Annotated in this window: 14 protein-coding genes, 1 tRNA gene, 1 rRNA gene and 1 pseudogene; 9 read left to right on the plus strand and 8 right to left on the minus strand. The window is 71.6% G+C overall.

The window, feature by feature from the left end; genetic code table 11:
• From rrf to ABD091_RS17535, 3 genes are all read left to right on the plus strand, one after another.
• Window positions 1–73: ribosomal RNA gene (rrf, locus tag ABD091_RS20255) — 5S ribosomal RNA — on the plus strand; the annotation flags it as partial.
• Between the two features lie 65 nt (window positions 74–138).
• On the plus strand, window positions 139–966 hold the full coding sequence (locus ABD091_RS17530) for a tetratricopeptide repeat protein (RefSeq protein WP_343921007.1): 828 nt from the start codon (window positions 139–141) through the stop codon (window positions 964–966).
• 139 nt (window positions 967–1,105) lie between these two features.
• A complete protein-coding gene (locus tag ABD091_RS17535) occupies window positions 1,106–1,615 on the plus strand; it encodes a DUF3145 domain-containing protein (protein WP_343921010.1) in 510 nt (169 codons plus the stop codon).
• A gap of 9 nt (window positions 1,616–1,624) precedes the next feature.
• Here the strand turns inward: ABD091_RS17535 and ABD091_RS17540 are convergent, their stop codons facing one another.
• From ABD091_RS17540 to ABD091_RS17570, 7 genes are all read right to left on the minus strand, one after another.
• Window positions 1,625–2,053 carry a hypothetical protein gene (locus ABD091_RS17540; protein ID WP_343921012.1) on the minus strand — a complete coding sequence of 143 codons (429 nt, stop codon included), beginning with the start codon at window positions 2,051–2,053 and terminating at the stop codon, window positions 1,625–1,627.
• Between the two features lie 53 nt (window positions 2,054–2,106).
• Entirely contained in the window at window positions 2,107–3,537 is a 1,431-nt protein-coding gene (locus ABD091_RS17545; protein ID WP_343921014.1) for an acyl-CoA carboxylase subunit beta, read from the minus strand.
• On the minus strand, window positions 3,534–4,775 hold the full coding sequence (gene fabF, locus ABD091_RS17550; RefSeq protein ID WP_343921016.1) for a beta-ketoacyl-ACP synthase II: 1,242 nt from the start codon (window positions 4,773–4,775) through the stop codon (window positions 3,534–3,536). Before fabF ends, ABD091_RS17545 begins: the two co-directional genes overlap by 4 nt.
• A gap of 47 nt (window positions 4,776–4,822) precedes the next feature.
• Window positions 4,823–5,068 (minus strand): acyl carrier protein, encoded by a 246-nt coding sequence (locus ABD091_RS17555; RefSeq protein ID WP_343921018.1) that lies wholly within the window; start codon window positions 5,066–5,068, stop codon window positions 4,823–4,825.
• A gap of 40 nt (window positions 5,069–5,108) precedes the next feature.
• Window positions 5,109–6,122 carry a beta-ketoacyl-ACP synthase III gene (locus ABD091_RS17560; protein ID WP_343921021.1) on the minus strand — a complete coding sequence of 338 codons (1,014 nt, stop codon included), beginning with the start codon at window positions 6,120–6,122 and terminating at the stop codon, window positions 5,109–5,111.
• The gene (locus tag ABD091_RS17565; RefSeq protein ID WP_343921023.1) at window positions 6,122–7,306 is read right to left on the minus strand and encodes an acyltransferase domain-containing protein; all 1,185 of its coding nucleotides are present in this window, start codon (window positions 7,304–7,306) and stop codon (window positions 6,122–6,124) included. The genes ABD091_RS17560 and ABD091_RS17565 overlap by 1 nt, the downstream gene beginning before the upstream one ends.
• An 80-nt stretch (window positions 7,307–7,386) precedes the next feature.
• Window positions 7,387–8,565 carry a PucR family transcriptional regulator gene (locus ABD091_RS17570; RefSeq protein ID WP_343921025.1) on the minus strand — a complete coding sequence of 393 codons (1,179 nt, stop codon included), beginning with the start codon at window positions 8,563–8,565 and terminating at the stop codon, window positions 7,387–7,389.
• Window positions 8,566–8,650: 85 nt separating this feature from the next.
• Between ABD091_RS17570 and ABD091_RS17575 the strand changes: the two genes are divergently transcribed.
• Entirely contained in the window at window positions 8,651–9,610 is a 960-nt protein-coding gene (locus ABD091_RS17575; protein WP_343921027.1) for an alpha/beta fold hydrolase, read from the plus strand.
• Between the two features lie 54 nt (window positions 9,611–9,664).
• Here ABD091_RS17575 and aceE read toward each other — a convergent pair whose 3' ends face one another.
• Window positions 9,665–12,445, minus strand: a complete 2,781-nt coding sequence (gene aceE / locus ABD091_RS17580; protein ID WP_343921029.1) for a pyruvate dehydrogenase (acetyl-transferring), homodimeric type — start codon at window positions 12,443–12,445, stop codon at window positions 9,665–9,667.
• A gap of 145 nt (window positions 12,446–12,590) precedes the next feature.
• Here aceE and ABD091_RS17585 point away from each other — a divergent pair, with 145 nt between their 5' ends.
• The 5 genes and pseudogenes from ABD091_RS17585 to ABD091_RS17605 form a co-directional block, all read left to right on the plus strand.
• Window positions 12,591–13,043, plus strand: coding sequence for a DUF3052 domain-containing protein (locus tag ABD091_RS17585; RefSeq protein WP_343921031.1), 453 nt, complete (start codon window positions 12,591–12,593; stop codon window positions 13,041–13,043).
• A 33-nt stretch (window positions 13,044–13,076) separates the two neighbouring features.
• On the plus strand, window positions 13,077–14,720 hold the full coding sequence (locus ABD091_RS17590) for an AMP-binding protein (RefSeq protein ID WP_343921033.1): 1,644 nt from the start codon (window positions 13,077–13,079) through the stop codon (window positions 14,718–14,720).
• 18 nt (window positions 14,721–14,738) lie between these two features.
• Complete coding sequence (locus tag ABD091_RS17595; RefSeq protein WP_343921035.1) at window positions 14,739–15,215, plus strand: peroxiredoxin; 477 nt, start codon at window positions 14,739–14,741, stop codon at window positions 15,213–15,215.
• Between the two features lie 161 nt (window positions 15,216–15,376).
• Window positions 15,377–15,448: transfer RNA gene (locus tag ABD091_RS17600), tRNA-Val, on the plus strand.
• Between the two features lie 227 nt (window positions 15,449–15,675).
• Window positions 15,676–16,586: pseudogene (locus ABD091_RS17605) on the plus strand (hypothetical protein); the annotation flags it as partial.

The raw sequence follows: 16,586 nt of genomic DNA on the forward strand, positions 1-16,586 counted from the left end.
CCCGGAAGTTAAGCCGTTCAGCGCCGATGGTACTGCAGTCGCGAGGCTGTGGGAGAGTAGGACGCCGCCGGACAATTCTTCGTCGTGAAGGCCATCCGTTCCGGGTGGCCTTCACGCATTTCATGAAGGAGTCAGCACGTGGCTGAGCAGCGTCGCCAGGGCGGTCCCGCCCGAGGCAAGGGCCGCCCCCAGGGCGGACGTCCGCAGCAGGGCGGCAAGCGCCCCCCGCGCGATCGTGACTGGAAGCGTCCGGCCGACAAGCAGGAGTCGCGCTCGGAGGCGCAGGCCCGCTACGACGGTCCGCCGCTCCCGGAGGACGTGACGGGCAAGGAGCTCGACCGCGCGGTGGCCGGTCAGCTCAAGGGGCTGCCCGAGAAGCTGGCGAACCGCGTCGCGCGGCACCTGGCCGCAGCCGGTCTGCTGATCGACGACGACCCGGAGACCGCCTACCAGCACACGCTGGCGGCGCGAGCGCGGGCGTCGCGTCTGGCTGTCGTCCGCGAGGCGACCGGCGAGGCGGCCTACGCGGCCGGCCACTACGCCGAGGCCCTGGCGGAGCTCCGCGCTGCGAAGCGGATGAACGGGGCGACCGCCTACCTCCCGATCATGGCCGACTGCCACCGTGCGCTCGGCCAGCCCGAGCAGGCGCTCAAGCTCGCGAAGAGCCCCGGGGTGGCCAACTTCTCCTCCGAGGCGAAGGCCGAGATGACGATCGTCGAGGCCGGTGCGCGACGCGACCTGGGCCAGCTGGACGCGGCGCTGCGCACGCTCGAGCTCGCACCGCTCAACAGCAAGAGCCGCGAGCCCTGGGTCGTGCGGTTGCGCTATGCCTACGCCGACACCCTGGAGGCCGCGGGTCGGACCCAGGACGCCCTCGAGTGGTTCCACCGCACCGAGGCGATCGACGCCGAGGAGATCACCGACGCCGGGGGACGAGCAGCGACCCTGGAGCGCGCACTCGACTGAAGTGCTGGCGTCCGGGCGCCCCATGCGTCACACTAGGACCACAACTACATCCGTGTGACTCACACCAGGCCACACCTTCGTGATTCGACGAGCCCGCTGGGGAAGGCGTAGCTCGCGCCGGAACGAAGGAGGGGTCACCGTGACCGCACGCACCACCACCACGAGGGGCGTCCTGTACGTCCACTCCGCGCCGTCCGCGCTGTGCCCGCACGTCGAGTGGGCCGTGGGCGGCGTGCTCGGCGTTGCCGTGAACGTCGACTGGACCCCTCAGTCCGCGCAGCCCGGCACCTACCGGGCCGAGCTCTCGTGGACCGGGTCGACCGGTTCCGCGGCCGCCATCGCGTCCGCGCTGCGCGGGTGGAACCACCTCCGCTTCGAGGTGACCGAGGAGCCGACGAGCGGCACCGAGGGCTCCCGCTACTCCTACACCCCGGAGCTCGGGGTCTTCCACGCCGTCACCGGCATCCACGGCGACATCATGATCCCCGAGGACCGGCTCAAGGCCGCGGTCGTGAAGGCTGCGCTCGGTGACACCACGCTGGTCCACGAGGTCGACAAGCTGCTCGGCAAGCCGTGGGACGACGAGCTCGAGACCTTCCGGCACGCCGGCGACGGTGCCCCGGTGCGCTGGCTGCACCAGGTGGTGTAGCGGGCGGCCTCAGGGCCTCCGGAGGCGGAAGCGCCCCACCTTGATCCACACCTCGTCCTCGAGGACGCCGTCGTCGTAGACCGACAGCTTGCCGCGGATCTTGAAGCGGCCGGGGCGGGTGGTCTCGCGGCAGACGCGGAACCGGCCACGGCCACGGCGCAGGTCGATGTCGCTGTCCTTCACGACCGAGCCGAGCCCGTGACCCCGCGGGTCGACGAGGAAGAACTCCGCCGACCAGTCGTCGTTGGCGCCGTCGAGCACCGCCGCCGGTCGTACGCGATAACCGAAGCGGTAGCCGTGGCAGCCCTGACGCAGGGTTCCGTCCTGGCGCCAGGTCCGCCCGTAGTCGCTGTCACCGGCCGTCGCCGGGGTGGTGAGGGTCGTCGAGACCAGCCCGAGAGCGAGGGCCAGCGCGATCAGCAGTGTCCTCAGTGGCATGCGTGGAAACCTCCCACGCAGACCAACGCCCGTCTGTGACGTGCGTTACGGCGTCAGAGCGGGATGTTCCCGTGCTGGCCGCGGCGCACGCCCACCGTCTGGACCGCGGCGTCGATCGCCTCGGCGATGGCCGACCGGGTGCGGCCGGGCTCGACGACCTCGTCGACGACCCCGATCTCGACCGCACGGTCGACGCCTCCCGCGATCCGCTCGTGCTCGGCGGCCAGCTCGGCCTCGACCTGCGGGCGGATGTCGGGGGAGACCTCCGCCAGCTTGCGGCGGTGGAGGATCCGGATCGCCGCCACGGCGCCCATGACGGCCACCTCCGCGCCCGGCCACGCCATCACCTTGGTGGCGCCGAGCGACCGCGCGTTCATGGCGATGTAGGCGCCACCGTAGGTCTTGCGGGTCACCAGGGTCACCCGCGGCACGACGCACTCGCCGAAGGCGTGGAGCAGCTTGGCGCCGCGGCGGACGACGCCGTCCCACTCCTGGCCGACGCCGGGGAGGTAGCCGGGGACGTCCACGACCACCACCAGCGGCACCCCGAAGGCGTCGCACATGCGCACGAAGCGGGAGGCCTTCTCCGCCGACAGCGAGTCGAGGCAGCCGCCGAGCCGCAGCGGGTTGTTGGCGACGACGCCGACGGTACGACCCCCGAAGCGGCCCAGCGCGGTCACGATGTTGGGTGCCCAGCGCGCGTGGAGCTCCTGCATCGTGTCCTCGTCGAGCAACGACTCGACCAGGGGGTGGACGTCGTAGGCGCGCTTCTTGGACTCCGGGAGCAGGTCCGCGAGGTCGCGGTCCTCCACGCCGGGCACGTCGAGGCTGCCCTGCGACCCCAGGAGGTGGGCGACCGTGCGGGCGCGGTCGAGGGCCTCCTGCTCGGACTCGGTGAGGATGTGGACCACACCGGAGCGACGGCCGTGCGGCTCGGGACCACCGAGCCGCAGCATGTCGACGTCCTCGCCGGTCACCGAGCGGACCACGTCCGGTCCGGTCACGAAGATCCGGCCGTCGGGGCCGAGGATCACCACGTCGGTGAGGGCGGGTCCGTAGGCGGCGCCGCCGGCGGCGGGACCGAGCACGACGGAGATCTGGGGGATCCGGCCCGACGCCTGGGTCATCACGTGGAAGATCCGGCCCACGGCGTGGAGGGACAGCACTCCCTCGGCGAGCCGGGCACCACCGGAGTGCCACAGCCCGATGATCGGCACCCCGTCGGTCATGGCCCGGTGGTAGGCGTCGACGACCACCCGGCATCCGACGTCGCCCATCGCTCCACCCATCACGGTGGCGTCGGAGCAGAAGGCCACGACGTGGGTGCCGTCGACGCTGCCGACCGCGGCCAGCATCCCGGAGTCGTCGTCGGGCGTGATCAGCTCCATCGTGCCCTCGTCGAGCAGGGCGCGCAGCCGGGTGACCGGGTTGCGCGGGTCCTGGTCGCGGGGCAGCTTGGCCGGCTTGGCCGGGGCCGTGGTCACGACACGCTCCCGAACGCGACGGCGACGTTGGCGCCACCGAAGCCGAAGGAGTTGTTGAGGGCGGCGATGTCCCCCGGGGGCAGGTCGCGGACCTTGGTGGCGATGTCGAGCTCGACGGCCGGGTCCTGGTCGTCGAGGTTGATCGTCGGCGGCGCCTGCCGGTGGTGGACGGCCAGGATCGTGGCGATGGCCTCGAGCGCCCCGGCGCCACCGAGGAGGTGGCCGGTCATCGACTTCGTGGACGTGACCACGACCTGGGAGACGTGGCTGCCCAGCGTCGCGTGGAGCATGAGGCCCTCGGCGATGTCGCCCTGGGGGGTCGACGTCGCGTGGGCGTTGACGTGGACGATCGCCGAGGGGTCGATCTCCGACTCCTGGAGCGCGCGCACGATGGCCCGCGAGCCGCCGCGGCCCTCAGGGTCCGGCTGGGCGATGTCGTGGCTGTCGGCGGTGATGCCGGCGCCGAGCACCTCGGCGTAGACCTTCGCGCCGCGGGCGCGGGCGTGCTCCTCGGACTCGAGGACCAGGACGCCGGCGCCCTCGCCGAGGACGAAGCCGTCGCGACCGGTGTCCCAGGGGCGGGAGACGGTCGTCGGGTCTCCGGCGTTCTTCGACAGCGCCATCATGTTGGCGAACGCGGCCATCGGCAGCGGGTGGATCGCCGCCTCGGTGCCGCCGGCGACGACGACGTCGGCCCGGCCGAGCCGGATCTGGTCGACGGCGAGGGCGATCGCCTCGTTGCCGGAGGCGCAGGCGGAGACCGGCGTGTTGACCGCCGCGCGAGCACCGACCAGCAGGCTGATCTGGGCGGCGGGCGCGTTGGGCATCAGCATGGGGACGGCGAGGGGGGACACCCGCCGGGGCCCCTTCTCCTTCAGCGCGTCGTAGTTGTCGAGCAGGGTGTTGACGCCGCCGATGCCGGAGGCCATGGCGACACCGAGGCGCTCCTTCTCGATCTCGGCATCCTCCAGGCCCGCGTCGCGCCAGGCCTCCATGGCCGCCACCAGGGCGAACTGCGAGGAGCGGTCGAGACGGCGCGCCTTGACCCGCTCGAGGACCTCGGTGGGCTCGACGGCGACGCGGCCGGCGATCTTGACCGGCATCTCCTCCGCCCACTCGTCGGTGAGGTGGCGGACGCCGGACCGGCCGGCGAGCATGCCGTCCCAGGTGCTCGCGACGTCACCACCGAGGGGGCTGGTGGTGCCCATCCCGGTGACCATGACTCGGGTGCGACTCATCAACTGAAACCTTTTCGACGAGGGGGTGGAGGAGGACGGAGGTGCGGTCAGCCCTGGGCGCGCTCGATGAAGGCCACGGCGTCGCCGACGGTCTTGAGGTTCTTGACCTCGTCGTCGGGGATCGAGACGCCGAACTTCTCCTCGGCCGCCACGACGACCTCGACCATCGAGAGCGAGTCGACGTCGAGGTCGTCGACGAAGGACTTGTCGAGCTGGACGTCGTCCTGGTCGATGCCGGCGACCTCGTTGACGATCTCGGCGAGGTCGGCGCGGATCTCTTCGGTGGTGGGCATGGTTCCTCTTTCTGTGGTGGTTGCCAACGGTGCTGCGGGATCAGGGGACGGTGACGACCTGCGCGGCGTAGGCGAGGCCGGCACCGAAGGCGATGAGGAGGGCGGTGTCGCCGCTGCGGGCCTCACCCTCCTCGATCATCCGGTGGAGTGCGAGCGGGATGGAGGCCGCCGAGGTGTTGCCCTGCTCGGCGATGTCGCGGGCGATGCGGACGTGCTGGGGCAGCTTCATCGAGCGTGCCATCGCGTCGATGATGCGCATGTTGGCCTGGTGGGGGACGAACACGTCGAGGTCGTCGACGCCGATCCCTGCGCGGTCGAGCGCCTGCTGGCCGACCTTCGCCATCGCGAAGCTGGCCCAGCGGAAGACGGGGTTGCCCTCCATGACGAGGTGGGGCATGACGCCGGACCCGGGGACGGTGGGGGTGCCGACGACGTCGCGCCAGTCCTCCTTCTGACGGATCAGGTCGTACTGCTCACCGTCGGAGCCCCAGACGACCGGACCGATGCCCGGGGTGTCGCTGGGACCGACCACCGCCGCCCCTGCGCCGTCGGCGAAGATGAACGCGGTGCCGCGGTCGTAGAGGTCGGTGATGTCGGAGAGCCGCTCGACACCGATCACCAGGGCGTGACCGGCGCTGCCGGAGCGGACCATGTCGGCGGCCAGCGAGACACCGTGGCAGAAACCGGCACAGGCGGCGGAGATGTCGAAGGCGGCGGCGTTCTGGGTGCCGAGCTCGTGGGCGATGGCGGTGGCGATCGCCGGGGTCTGGAGCAGGTGGGTGACCGTCGCGACGATCACGCAGTCGATCTGCTCGGGGACGATGCCGGCGCGCTCGATGGCCTCGCGGGCCGCGCCCACCGACATCAGCTGGATGGTCTCCTCGGGCGTCGCCCAGCGGCGCTGCTTGATGCCGGAGCGCTGCTGGATCCACTCGTCGCTGGAGTCGATCGCCTCGACGACCTCGGAGTTGGGGATCTCGCGGGAGGGCCGGTAGGCGCCGATGCCGAGGATCGCCGCGTGGGGGGCGCCGGTGACCGAGGAGATGGCGGCCATCAGGCGGCCCCCTCCGGGTGGAGCCGCAGCAGCGGCTGGCCGGGCGAGACGAGGTCGCCGTCCTCGACCAGCCACTCGACGACCTGGCCGCCGTGCTGGGCGACGATGCGGTGACGCTCGCGCCGGTTGGCGACGTCGCCGATGGCGGCGCCGGGGGCCAGCAGGTCGGCGCCGGCGGCGTCCTCGGCCTGGTGGAAGGTCCCCTTGGCGGGGGAGACGACCATGCGCCAGGTCGGCGTGGTGTCGAACGGGGAGGCCTCGCCGTGCTTCTGGACGAACGCTCGCGCGTCGTCGAGCTGGTCGGGCGTCTTGAGCGCGAAGGTCTCCACCCCCTTCAGTGCTCGCTTGGCGATGCCGGTGAGCGTGCCGGCGGGCGGCATCTCGAGGATCCCCGTCACGCCGAGGTCGGACATCGTCTCGAGGCAGAGGTCCCAGCGGACCGGGTTGGCGATCTGGCCGACCAGCCGGGCGAGCACGTCGCGGCCCTCGTGGACGACGGTGCCGTCGCGGTTGGAGATGACGGGGATCCGGGCGTCGTGGACCGAGACGCTGCGGGCCAGCGAGGCGAGGTGACCGACCGCAGGGGCCATGTGCTCGGTGTGGAAGGCGCCGGCGACGCTCAGCGGCACCAGGCGCGCCTTGGCGGGACCGTCGGCAGCGAACGCCTCGAGCTGCTCGACGGTGCCGGCGGCCACGACCTGGCCCGGGCCGTTGTCGTTGGCGGGGGTGAGGCCGTGCTTCTCCAGCGCGGCCAGCACCTCGTCGCGGTCGCCGCCGAGCACGGCGGTCATGCCCGTGGGCGTGGCCGCGGCGGCGTCGGCCATCGCCTTCCCGCGCTCGCGGACCAGCACCATGGCCTGCTCGGCCGTGATGACCCGGGCACCCGCTGCGGCCGCGATCTCGCCGACGCTGTGGCCCGCGACGGCGCCGATGGTGGAGAAGGCGTCAGCCGGGTGCGGGAAGAGCTCCAGGGCGGCCACGAGGCCGGTCGCGACCAGCAGCGGCTGCGCGATCTGGGTCTCCCGGATCGTGTCGGCGTCGGACTCGGTGCCGTGGTGGATCAGGTCGACACCGGCGACCGTCGAGAGCCAGTGCATGCGCGAGGCGAAGGTGGGGTCCTCGAGCCACGGGGTCAGGAAGCCGGGGGTCTGGGCGCCCTGGCCGGGCGCGACGATGACGAGCACGAGATCAACTCTGCCGGTCGACGGGCCGTGGCGGCCTCTCCGCCACCCACGAAACCCGCTCGGGGATCTTTGTGGGGTTCCTACAAGTTCTCGCCCCGGCCGGACTGCCGGCCGAGGCCGAGGGCGATCCGCAGCGCGAAGGCGTCGCGGGCGTCCGTGGGGGAGAAGCCGGTCAGGTCGGTGACCTGCTTGAGCCGGTAGCGGACGGTGTTGGGGTGGACGAAGAGCGCGCGGCCCGTCGCCTCGATCGAGCCCCCGGTGCCGAAGAACGCGGCGAGCGTCTCGATCAGGGTGCCGCGGGCCTGCACCAGCGGCAGGTAGACCTCGTCGACGAGGTGGCGCCGCGCGTGGCCGTCGCCGGCCAGGACCCGCTCGGGCAGCAGCTCGGCGCTGGTCGCGGGCCGGGGTGCCTCGGGCCAGCCGGAGGCGGCGCGGTAGGCCGACATCGCGGCCCGGGCCGAGACGTGGGCGTGGTCGAGCCCCTCGGTGACCGGACCGACGAGGACCGGGCCCTCCCCGAAGAGGTCGGCGACGGTCGCGGCGGCCTTGCCGGTGTCGCCCACGCCGCCGAGCACGACGACGAGGCGTTCGCCCTGGGTCGCGCACAGCGCGTCCATGCCGGCGGCCCGCGCCGACCGGCGTACCTCCGCGAAGACGTCGGTCTCCGTGCGCCGCGCCGGGACCCGGCCGAGCACCACCGCGACCTCGCCGCGGTCGGACCAGCCGAGCGCGCTCGCCCGTGACATGACGGCCTCGTCGGCCTCGCCGCGCAGCACCGAGTCGACGACGAGGGCCTCGAGCCGGGCGTCCCAGGCACCGCGGACCTCGGCGGCCCGCGCATAGACCTCGGCGGTGGCGAAGGCGACCTCGCGCGCGTAGCGCAGCACGGCGGCGTCGACGTCCGTCGCGTCGGCGGGGTCGACGATCGATCCGATGCTGCTCTCCACGACCTGGAGCGAGAGCTTCACGAGGTCGACGGTCTGCTGGAGGCTGATCACCCCGGTGAGCGCACGCGGTGCGGCGCCGAAGACGTCGGCGGCCAGCTCGGTGCCCTCCGGAAGGCTCTCCGCACCGTGGGAGTACCAGTCGACGAAGCCCTTCACGCCGGCCTGCACGATCAGGCCGACCCACGACCGGTCCTCGGCGCTGAGCTCCCCGAACCACGGCAGGTCGGAGTCCATGCGCGTGATCGCGGCCGTGCTCAGCTGGCCGGTGGACCGGGTGAGCACGGCGGCGGCCCGTTCGCGGCTGGAGGACATGTTGCCGAATCTATATGGGGTGGCGGGTCCCGCAGGCTCCCGGCATCTGGTTGAATCCGCCAGAACCCCACGAGAGGTGGCCCTGGTGGTCGAGTCGCGGTACGAGGTCCAGTACCTCACCATCCACGGGCACCGCCGCGCCTTCGTGAAGGCGGGGTCCGGACCGGTGGTGCTGCTGCTCCACGGCCTCGGCTGCGACCACACGACGTGGGAGCCGGTGATCGACTCGCTGTCGCGCCGCTACACCGTCATCGCGCCCGACCTGCTCGGCCACGGTCTCTCCGACAAACCGCGCGCCGACTACAGCGTGGGCGGCTACGCCAACGGGATGCGCGACCTGCTGACCTGCCTCGGCATCGACCGGGCGACCGTCGTCGGCCACAGCTTCGGCGGGGGAGTGGCGATGCAGTTCGCCTACCAGTTCCCCGAGCGCACCGAGCGGCTCGTGCTCGTCGGCTCCGGTGGTCTCGGTCCCGAGGTCAGCCCGATCATCCGGGCGATCACCACCCCCGGCTTCCACCCCGTCATGAGCCTGCTGACGCTGCCCGGCGTACGCCACGTCGGGAAGGCCGGGCTGGTCGGCCTCTCGCGGCTGCCCTCGCGCCACACGCGCGACCTCGACGAGGTCGCCGAGATCTACGAGTCCTTCAAGGACCCGGCGGCGCGCCACGCGATCCGCCACGTCGTGCGCGCGGTCGTCGACTGGCGGGGACAGATCGTGACGATGGCCGACCGCGCCTACCTCACCCAGGTCATGCCGATGGCCGTGATCTGGGGCGAGGACGACCAGGTGATCCCGGTCAAGCACGCCGAGCACGCCGCCGAGCTCGCCCCCGACGCGCGGGTCGAGGTCATCCCCAACGCGGGGCACTTCCCCCACAAGGACCACCCGCAGCGGTTCGCGAAGGTCGTCCACGAGTTCATCCGGACCACCCAGCCGGCGACCTACTCGCGAGCCCGGTTCCGCTCGCTGCTGCGGGCCGGCCGCCCCATCGAGACGGCCCGCGACCGCGACGCCAGCGTTACCCGGATCGCTCCCGCCTGACGGGGCAGCCCCCGCCGGCGACCGCCAGGGCGGTCGCGACGAGGGCGTGCAGGGTCAGGCGTCGCCGCCCTCCTGCATGACGCCGCGCACGGCGGTCGGGTCGTCGATGGCGTACTTCGAGAACGCCTCGGAGACCTTCGCCCGGTCGATCTCGCCCGCGTCGGCGAGCGCCTGCAGGACCTGCACCACGACCGACTCGGCGTCGATCTGGAAGAAGCGGCGGGCGGCGGGCCGGGTGTCGGCGAAGCCGAAGCCGTCGGCACCGAGGACCCGGTAGTCGCCGGGCACCCAGCGTGCGACCTGCATCGGGACGGCCGTCATGTAGTCGGAGACGGCCACGATCGGGCCGCCGGCACCGCGGAGCTTGTCGGTGACGTAGGCGGTCCGCTTGTCGGCCTCGGGGTGGTTGAGGTTCCAGCCCTCGGCCTCGACGGCGTCGCGGGCCAGCTCGTTCCACGAGGTGACGGACCAGAGGTCGGTGGTCACGCCCCACTCCTCGCGGAGCAGCTCGGCCGCCCGCAGGATCCACGGGAACCCGACGCCCGAGGCGAGCAGCTGGGCACGCGGGCCGTCGCCGGACCCCTCGGAGACCCGGTGGAGGCCCTTGAGGATGCCCTCGACGTCGACACCCTCCGGCTCGGCCGGCTGCTGGACCGGCTCGTTGTAGACGGTGATGTAGTAGATGACGTCCTCGCCCACGCCGTGGGGCCCGCCCGTGCCGTACATCCGCTCGAGGCCGGACTGCATGATGTGGCTGATCTCGTAGGCGAACGCCGGGTCGTAGTGGACGACCGCCGGGTTGGTGGCGGCGATCAGCGGCGAGTGGCCGTCGGCGTGCTGGAGGCCCTCGCCGGTCAGCGTCGTCCGTCCGGCGGTGGCCCCGATGAGGAAGCCGCGGGCGAGCTGGTCGGCCATCGCCCAGATCGAGTCGGCGGTGCGCTGGAAGCCGAACATCGAGTAGAAGATGTAGAACGGGATCATGTGCTCGCCGTGGGTCGAGTACGACGACCCGGCGGCCGTCGCCGACGCCATGGCGCCGGCCTCGGAGATGCCCTCGTGGAGCATCTGGCCCTGCGGCGACTCCTTGTAGGAGAGCAACAACTTCCGGTCGACCGACTCGTAGCGCTGGCCGCCCGGGTTGTAGACCTTCGCGCTCGGGAACATCGAGTCCATGCCGAAGGTGCGGTACTCGTCGGGGGCGATCGGCACGATCCGCTTGCCGATCTCCGGGTCCTTCATCCAGTCCTTGAGCAGCCGGACGACCGCCATCGTGGTGGCGATGGAGTTCTTGCCCGAGCCCTGCTTGAGCTCGGAGTACATCTCGTCACCCGGGAGCTTGAGCGCGTCGGCGCGCACCACGCGGCGCGGCACCGAGCCGCCGAGCTGGCGGCGACGGTCGAGCATGTACTGGATCTCGGGGGAGTCGGCGCCGGGGTGGAAGAATGGCGCGGCGCCGGTCTCCTCGTAGGAGCGCTCGAGGTCGCGGTCGGAGATCGGGAGGTAGAGCCGGTCGCGGAACTTCTTCAGGTCGTCCTGCGTCAGCTTCTTCATCTGGTGGGTGGCGTTCTTGCCCTCGAGGGCGTCGATCGTCCAGCCCTTGATGGTCTTGGCCAGGATCACGGTCGGCTGCCCGACGTGCTCGGTGGCCGCCTTGAAGGCCGCGAAGACCTTGCGGTAGTCGTGGCCGCCGCGGGGGAGCTTCACGATCTGCTCGTCGGTCATCTCCGAGACCATCGCCTTCAGACGGGGGTCGGTGCCGAAGAAGTGCTCCCGGATGTAGTCGCCCTTCTCCGTGGAGTAGGTCTGGAACTGCCCGTCGGGCGTGGTGTTCATCTGGTTGACCAGGACGCCGTCGACGTCGCGCGCCAGCAGCTGGTCCCACTCGCGGCCCCAGACGACCTTGATCACGTTCCAGCCGGCGCCGCGGAAGTTGGCCTCGAGCTCCTGGATGATCTTGCCGTTGCCGGTCACCGGGCCGTCGAGCTGCTGGAGGTTGCAGTTGACGACCCAGACCAGGTTGTCGAGCTCCTCGCGGGCGGCGATCCGGATCGCACCGAGGGACTCGGGCTCGGCCATCTCGCCGTCGCCGAGGAACGCCCACACGCGCTGGTCGGTGGTGTCCTTGACGCCGCGGTTGGCGAGGTAGCGGTTGAAGCGCGCCTGGTAGATCGAGTTGATGCCGGTCAGGCCCATCGAGACCGTGGGGAACTCCCAGAAGTCGGGCATCAGGCGCGGGTGCGGGTAGGAGGGCAGGCCTGCGCCGGCGCCGTGCTGGACCTCCTGCCGGAAGCGGTAGAGCTGCTCCTCCTCGAGGCGGCCCTCGAGGTAGGCGCGCGCGTAGATGCCCGGGGAGCCGTGGCCCTGGATGTAGATCTGGTCGCCGCCGCCGGGGTGGTCCTTGCCGCGGAAGAAGTGGTTGAAGCCGACCTCGTAGAGGCTGGCCGCCGACTGGTAGGTGGCGATGTGGCCGCCGACCTCGAGGCCCTTGCGGTTGGCGCTGGAGACCATGACCGCGGCGTTCCAGCGGATGAAGGCGCGGATCCGGCGCTCGATGTCCTCGTCGCCGGGGAACCACGGCTCCCGCTCCGGCGGGATCGTGTTGATGTAGTCGGTGGAGCGCAGGGCGGGCACACCGACGTTGGACTCGCGGGCGCGCTCCAGCAGACGCAGCATGACGTAGCGGGCACGCTCGCGGCCGCGCTCCTCGACGAGGCTGTCGAACGAGCCGACCCACTCGCTGGTCTCCTCCGGGTCGATGTCGGGGAGCTGGGTGGGGAGGCCCTCGTGGATGACGGAGGGGGTGCCCTGGGACGAAGAGGTGGTGTCGTCGCTCACCGGTCCATCGTTGCATGCTGGACCACCCCGGCGAATTTACCCGGCGGTAGCCGGAATGCGCCGGGTCGGGTTGCACAGCCGCCGCAACTCCGCTGGACTACTCCACACCGACGGGCCGCCGGCCCGGGAGAGAGAGGGATCACCAGTGGGCTCGACCGCGGGCAGCGACGCTGCCCCTGCCGCGGGGCAGGCGGAGGAGAACTCCGGACCGGCTGCACGACTCGGCCTGACCAAGGGCATGGTCGTGCAGGAGCTCGGCTGGGACAACGACACCGACGACGAGCTGCGCATCGCCATCGAGGACGCCATCGACGCCGACATGGTCGACGGCGACTACGGCAACGTCGTCGACGCCGTCGTGCTCTGGTGGCGTGAGGAGGACGGCGACCTCGTCGACGGACTCGTCGACTCCCTCACCGACCTCGTCGGTGGCGGCGTGATCTGGCTGCTGACCCCGAAGGTGGGTCGGCCCAACGCCGTCGACGCCGCCGACGTCGCCGAGGCGGCGCCCGTCGCGGGTCTCTCCCAGACGACCACGGTCGCGGTCAGCAAGGACTGGTCGGCCACGCGTCTGGTGACGCCGAAGACGCCTGCGTAACCCGGCCCGGCCCCGGCCGTTCCTCCAGACATCATGCAGAAGCTGACGAACGCCGCCACGAACGTAGGCGTCACGCTGAAAGTGCTCGGTGGCGCCGGCGTGATCCGCCCCCTCAACCCGCTCAAGCTCGCCGGCCTCGCCCGCGTCCTGCGCCAGTGGGGCACCGGTCCGGCCGGCGGCTTCGCGACGCTGGCCATCATCGACCCCGGGCGGACCGGTCTCGTCGACGAGCTCGGGGAACTGACTTTCGGCGAGATCCACCGGCGCAGCAACGCCCTCGCCCGCGGGCTCGCCGACCTCGGGGTGCGCGAGGGCGACGCGGTCGCGGTCATGTGTCGCAACCACCGCGGCTTCGTCGACGCCTCGATCGCGGTCGCCAAGCTGGGTGCCGACATCCTCTACCTCAACACCGCCTTCGCCGGTCCGCAGCTCGTGGACGTGCTCGAGCGCGAGAGTCCGAGCGCCGTCGTCCACGACGAGGAGTTCACCGGCCTGCTCGAGCAGGCCGACGTCGAGCAGCGGGTGCTCGCCTGGACCGACGGCGACGCCGGTGACCTGCCGACCCTCGAGCGGCTGATCGCCGACCACGACGACGCCGACGTGACGCCCCCGGACCGTCACGCCCGGATCGTGATCCTGACCTCGGGCACGACGGGCACGCCGAAGGGTGCGCCGCGCAACGAGGCCGGCATCGACGCCGCCGTGTCGCTGATGTCGCGGCTGCCGCTCAAGCAGGGGTGGCGCACCCACATCGCCGCCCCGCTCTTCCACACCTGGGGTTTCGCCCACCTGGCGCTCGCGATGCTGCTGGGCTCCACCGTGGTCCTGCGCCGGAAGTTCGACCCCGAGGGGGCGCTGGCGGCGACCCAGGACGAACGGTGCGAGTCCCTCGTGGTCATCCCGGTCATGCTGCAGCGGATCCTCGCGCTGCCGGAGGAGACGCTGGCGGCGTACGACCTGGGCCGGGTGGAGGTCGTCGCGGCCTCGGGCTCGGCGCTGCCCGGGTCGCTGGCCACCTCGTGGATGGACCACTTCGGCGACCACCTCTACAACATCTACGGCTCGACCGAGGTGGCCTACGCCAGCGTCGCGACGCCCGAGGACCTCCGGGCATCGCCGGCGTCGGCGGGCAGGCCGCCCCACGCCACGGTCGTGAAGATCTACGACGACGAGGGCCACGAGGCCGCACCCGGGGAGACCGGACGCATCTTCGTCGGCAACTCGATGCTGTTCGAGGGCTACACCGGCGGCGGCAGCAAGGACATGCTCGACGGACTGATGGCCACCGGCGACGTCGGCCGGTTCGACGAGGACGGCCGGCTCCATGTCGAGGGCCGCGACGACGAGATGATCGTCTCGGGCGGCGAGAACGTCTTCCCCCAGGAGGTCGAGGACTGCCTGGTCGGCCACGACGCCGTCGCCGAGGTCGCCGCGATCGGGGTCGACGACGAGGACTACGGAACCCGGCTGCGCGCCTTCGTCGCGCTGAGGGAGGGGGCCAGCGCGACCGAGGACGAGCTGAAGGAGCACGTGAAGGCGAGCCTCGCGCGCTACAAGGTGCCGCGCGAGGTCGTCTTCCTCGACGAGCTGCCGCGCAACGCCACCGGCAAGATCCTCAAGCGCGACCTCAGGGACGCCGACGGGGACGACGCCGATGGGGAGGACGCCGGGTCCTGATGCGAGGATGACGGGACCATGACCGGAACCTCCCCAGGCCTCTCCCTCGGCGGGATCGCGCCCGACTTCACCCTGCGTGACCAGTTCGGCCAGGACGTCACCCTGTCGTCCTACCGCGGCCAGAAGGCCGTCGCACTGATCTTCTTCCCCTACGCCTTCTCCGGGGTCTGCACCGGCGAGATGGCGGGGGTGCGCGACCGGCTCGCCGACTTCATGACCTTTGACACCGAGGTGCTCGCCATCTCGTGCGACCCGGTCTACGCCCTGCGGGCCTTCGCGGACGCCGACGGGCTGAACTTCCCGCTGCTCTCCGACTTCTGGCCGCACGGAGAGGTCGCCCGCGCCTACGGGGTCCTCAACGAGCAGACGGGCGCCCCGCTGCGGTCGTCCTACGTCGTGGCGAAGGACGGCACGGTGTCCTGGTCGGTGCACAACGCGATGCCCGACGGACGTGACCTGGACGAGCACCTGAAGCACCTGACGGCGGCGGTCTAGTCCTTTTGTGCCATCTTCAACCGATTTCCGCGGAACGGCGCGACAACGGTTGAACCCGGGAGGTAGTGTTCTTCCTGTCGAGCCGCTGGTGACCCGAGACGCCAGCGGCTCGACTCTTTTCATTTTCGGGGTCTTGCTCCCGTAGGGTGTCCCGCGGTCCGGGGCGTATAGCTCAGCGGTAGAGCGCTTCCCTTACAAGGAAGATGTCGGGGGTTCGATCCCCTCTGCGCCCACTCGTGCACCCGCTCTCGCTGTCGGAGCCGCCGCGTGCGAGCAGGAGGCGCTGGCTCTCGCGTGGCAGTACCACTGCTACTTCCCCGACGGTCAGTACGACCTCTACGACGCCGGCACACTCATCGAGCTGGCGTCCTGCTTGCTCGGCGCGTCCACCTGGTGGTGGGACTGAGCAGGCAACTGGTCACTCCTTGTGTTCGAACATATGTTCGAGTAGACTGCGGCTATGTCCACCACCGCATCCCTCGAGGACCGCTCGGCGCAGCTGGTCCTCGACGCCGCCCACGAGGCGGTCCGCGCGCGGCGTGCGGCGGAGGTGGCGGAGATGCGGGTGGTGGCCCACTGGTGCGTGATGCACGGCGAACCGCGTTCGGAGCGCGACCCGATGACGTCGCCGGGCGGGGACGGGACGCCGGCGGTGCGGGAGTACGCGCTGCCGGAGCTGGCGATGGCGCGCGAGACCCACACCCTGACCACCCGGGCGCTGGCCGCCGACACCCTCGACCTCCAGCACCGCCTCCCGCGCGTGTGGGCCGTGGTCGAGGCCGGCGACTGCGAGCCGTGGGTGGCCCGCAAGGTCGCCTCCCTGTCCCGTGCACTCCCGGCGGCCACCGTCGGGATCGTCGATCGGGCCGTGTCGGCAGCGATCGCCGGCCACGCCCCCGCCACGGTGCTGGAGATCGCGACCGCCAAGGTCATCGAGGCCGACCCCGAGGCCCACGCCATGCGCCGCGAGGCCGAGAAGCACCGCCGCTACGTCGCGCTGTCCCGCACTGATGAGTTCGGGCTGCGGACCGTCATCGCCCGCATCCACGCCGGCGACGCGGTCTGGATCGACGCGATGGTCGACCGGGTCGCCGACATCCTGGCCGTCGAGCACGGTCACGACCACAACCGCGACGAGCTCCGCGCCCGCGCCTTCGGCTGGCTCGCCCGCCCCGCCGAGCTGATCAAGCTTCTCATCGACCACCACCAGGGCGACGACGACACCGACACCGACACCGAGGAGCCGGAGCAGCCGGCGTGGGCGCCCGACCACCTGCCCGACACCGCGAAGCGCCTCAGCCGGCTGTCCCCGCGGCAGCTCGCCGCGATGCGGGTCAAGGCGCAGGTCTTCGTCCACCTGAGCCAGGACGC

The organism is Nocardioides aestuarii (genome assembly GCF_039527245.1).
In the GTDB taxonomy this organism is placed as follows: Bacteria; Actinomycetota; Actinomycetes; order Propionibacteriales; family Nocardioidaceae; genus Nocardioides; species Nocardioides aestuarii.

Coding starts and splice junctions, on each gene's coding strand:
- ABD091_RS17540 (WP_343921012.1), bottom strand. CDS start 2,053: ATGCCACTGAGGACACTGCTGATCGCGCTGGCCCTCGCTCTCGGGCTG.
- fabF (WP_343921016.1), bottom strand. CDS start 4,775: ATGAGTCGCACCCGAGTCATGGTCACCGGGATGGGCACCACCAGCCCC.
- ABD091_RS17555 (WP_343921018.1), bottom strand. CDS start 5,068: ATGCCCACCACCGAAGAGATCCGCGCCGACCTCGCCGAGATCGTCAAC.
- ABD091_RS17560 (WP_343921021.1), bottom strand. CDS start 6,122: ATGGCCGCCATCTCCTCGGTCACCGGCGCCCCCCACGCGGCGATCCTC.
- ABD091_RS17570 (WP_343921025.1), bottom strand. CDS start 8,565: ATGTCCTCCAGCCGCGAACGGGCCGCCGCCGTGCTCACCCGGTCCACC.
- ABD091_RS17590 (WP_343921033.1), top strand. CDS start 13,077: ATGCAGAAGCTGACGAACGCCGCCACGAACGTAGGCGTCACGCTGAAA.
- ABD091_RS17595 (WP_343921035.1), top strand. CDS start 14,739: ATGACCGGAACCTCCCCAGGCCTCTCCCTCGGCGGGATCGCGCCCGAC.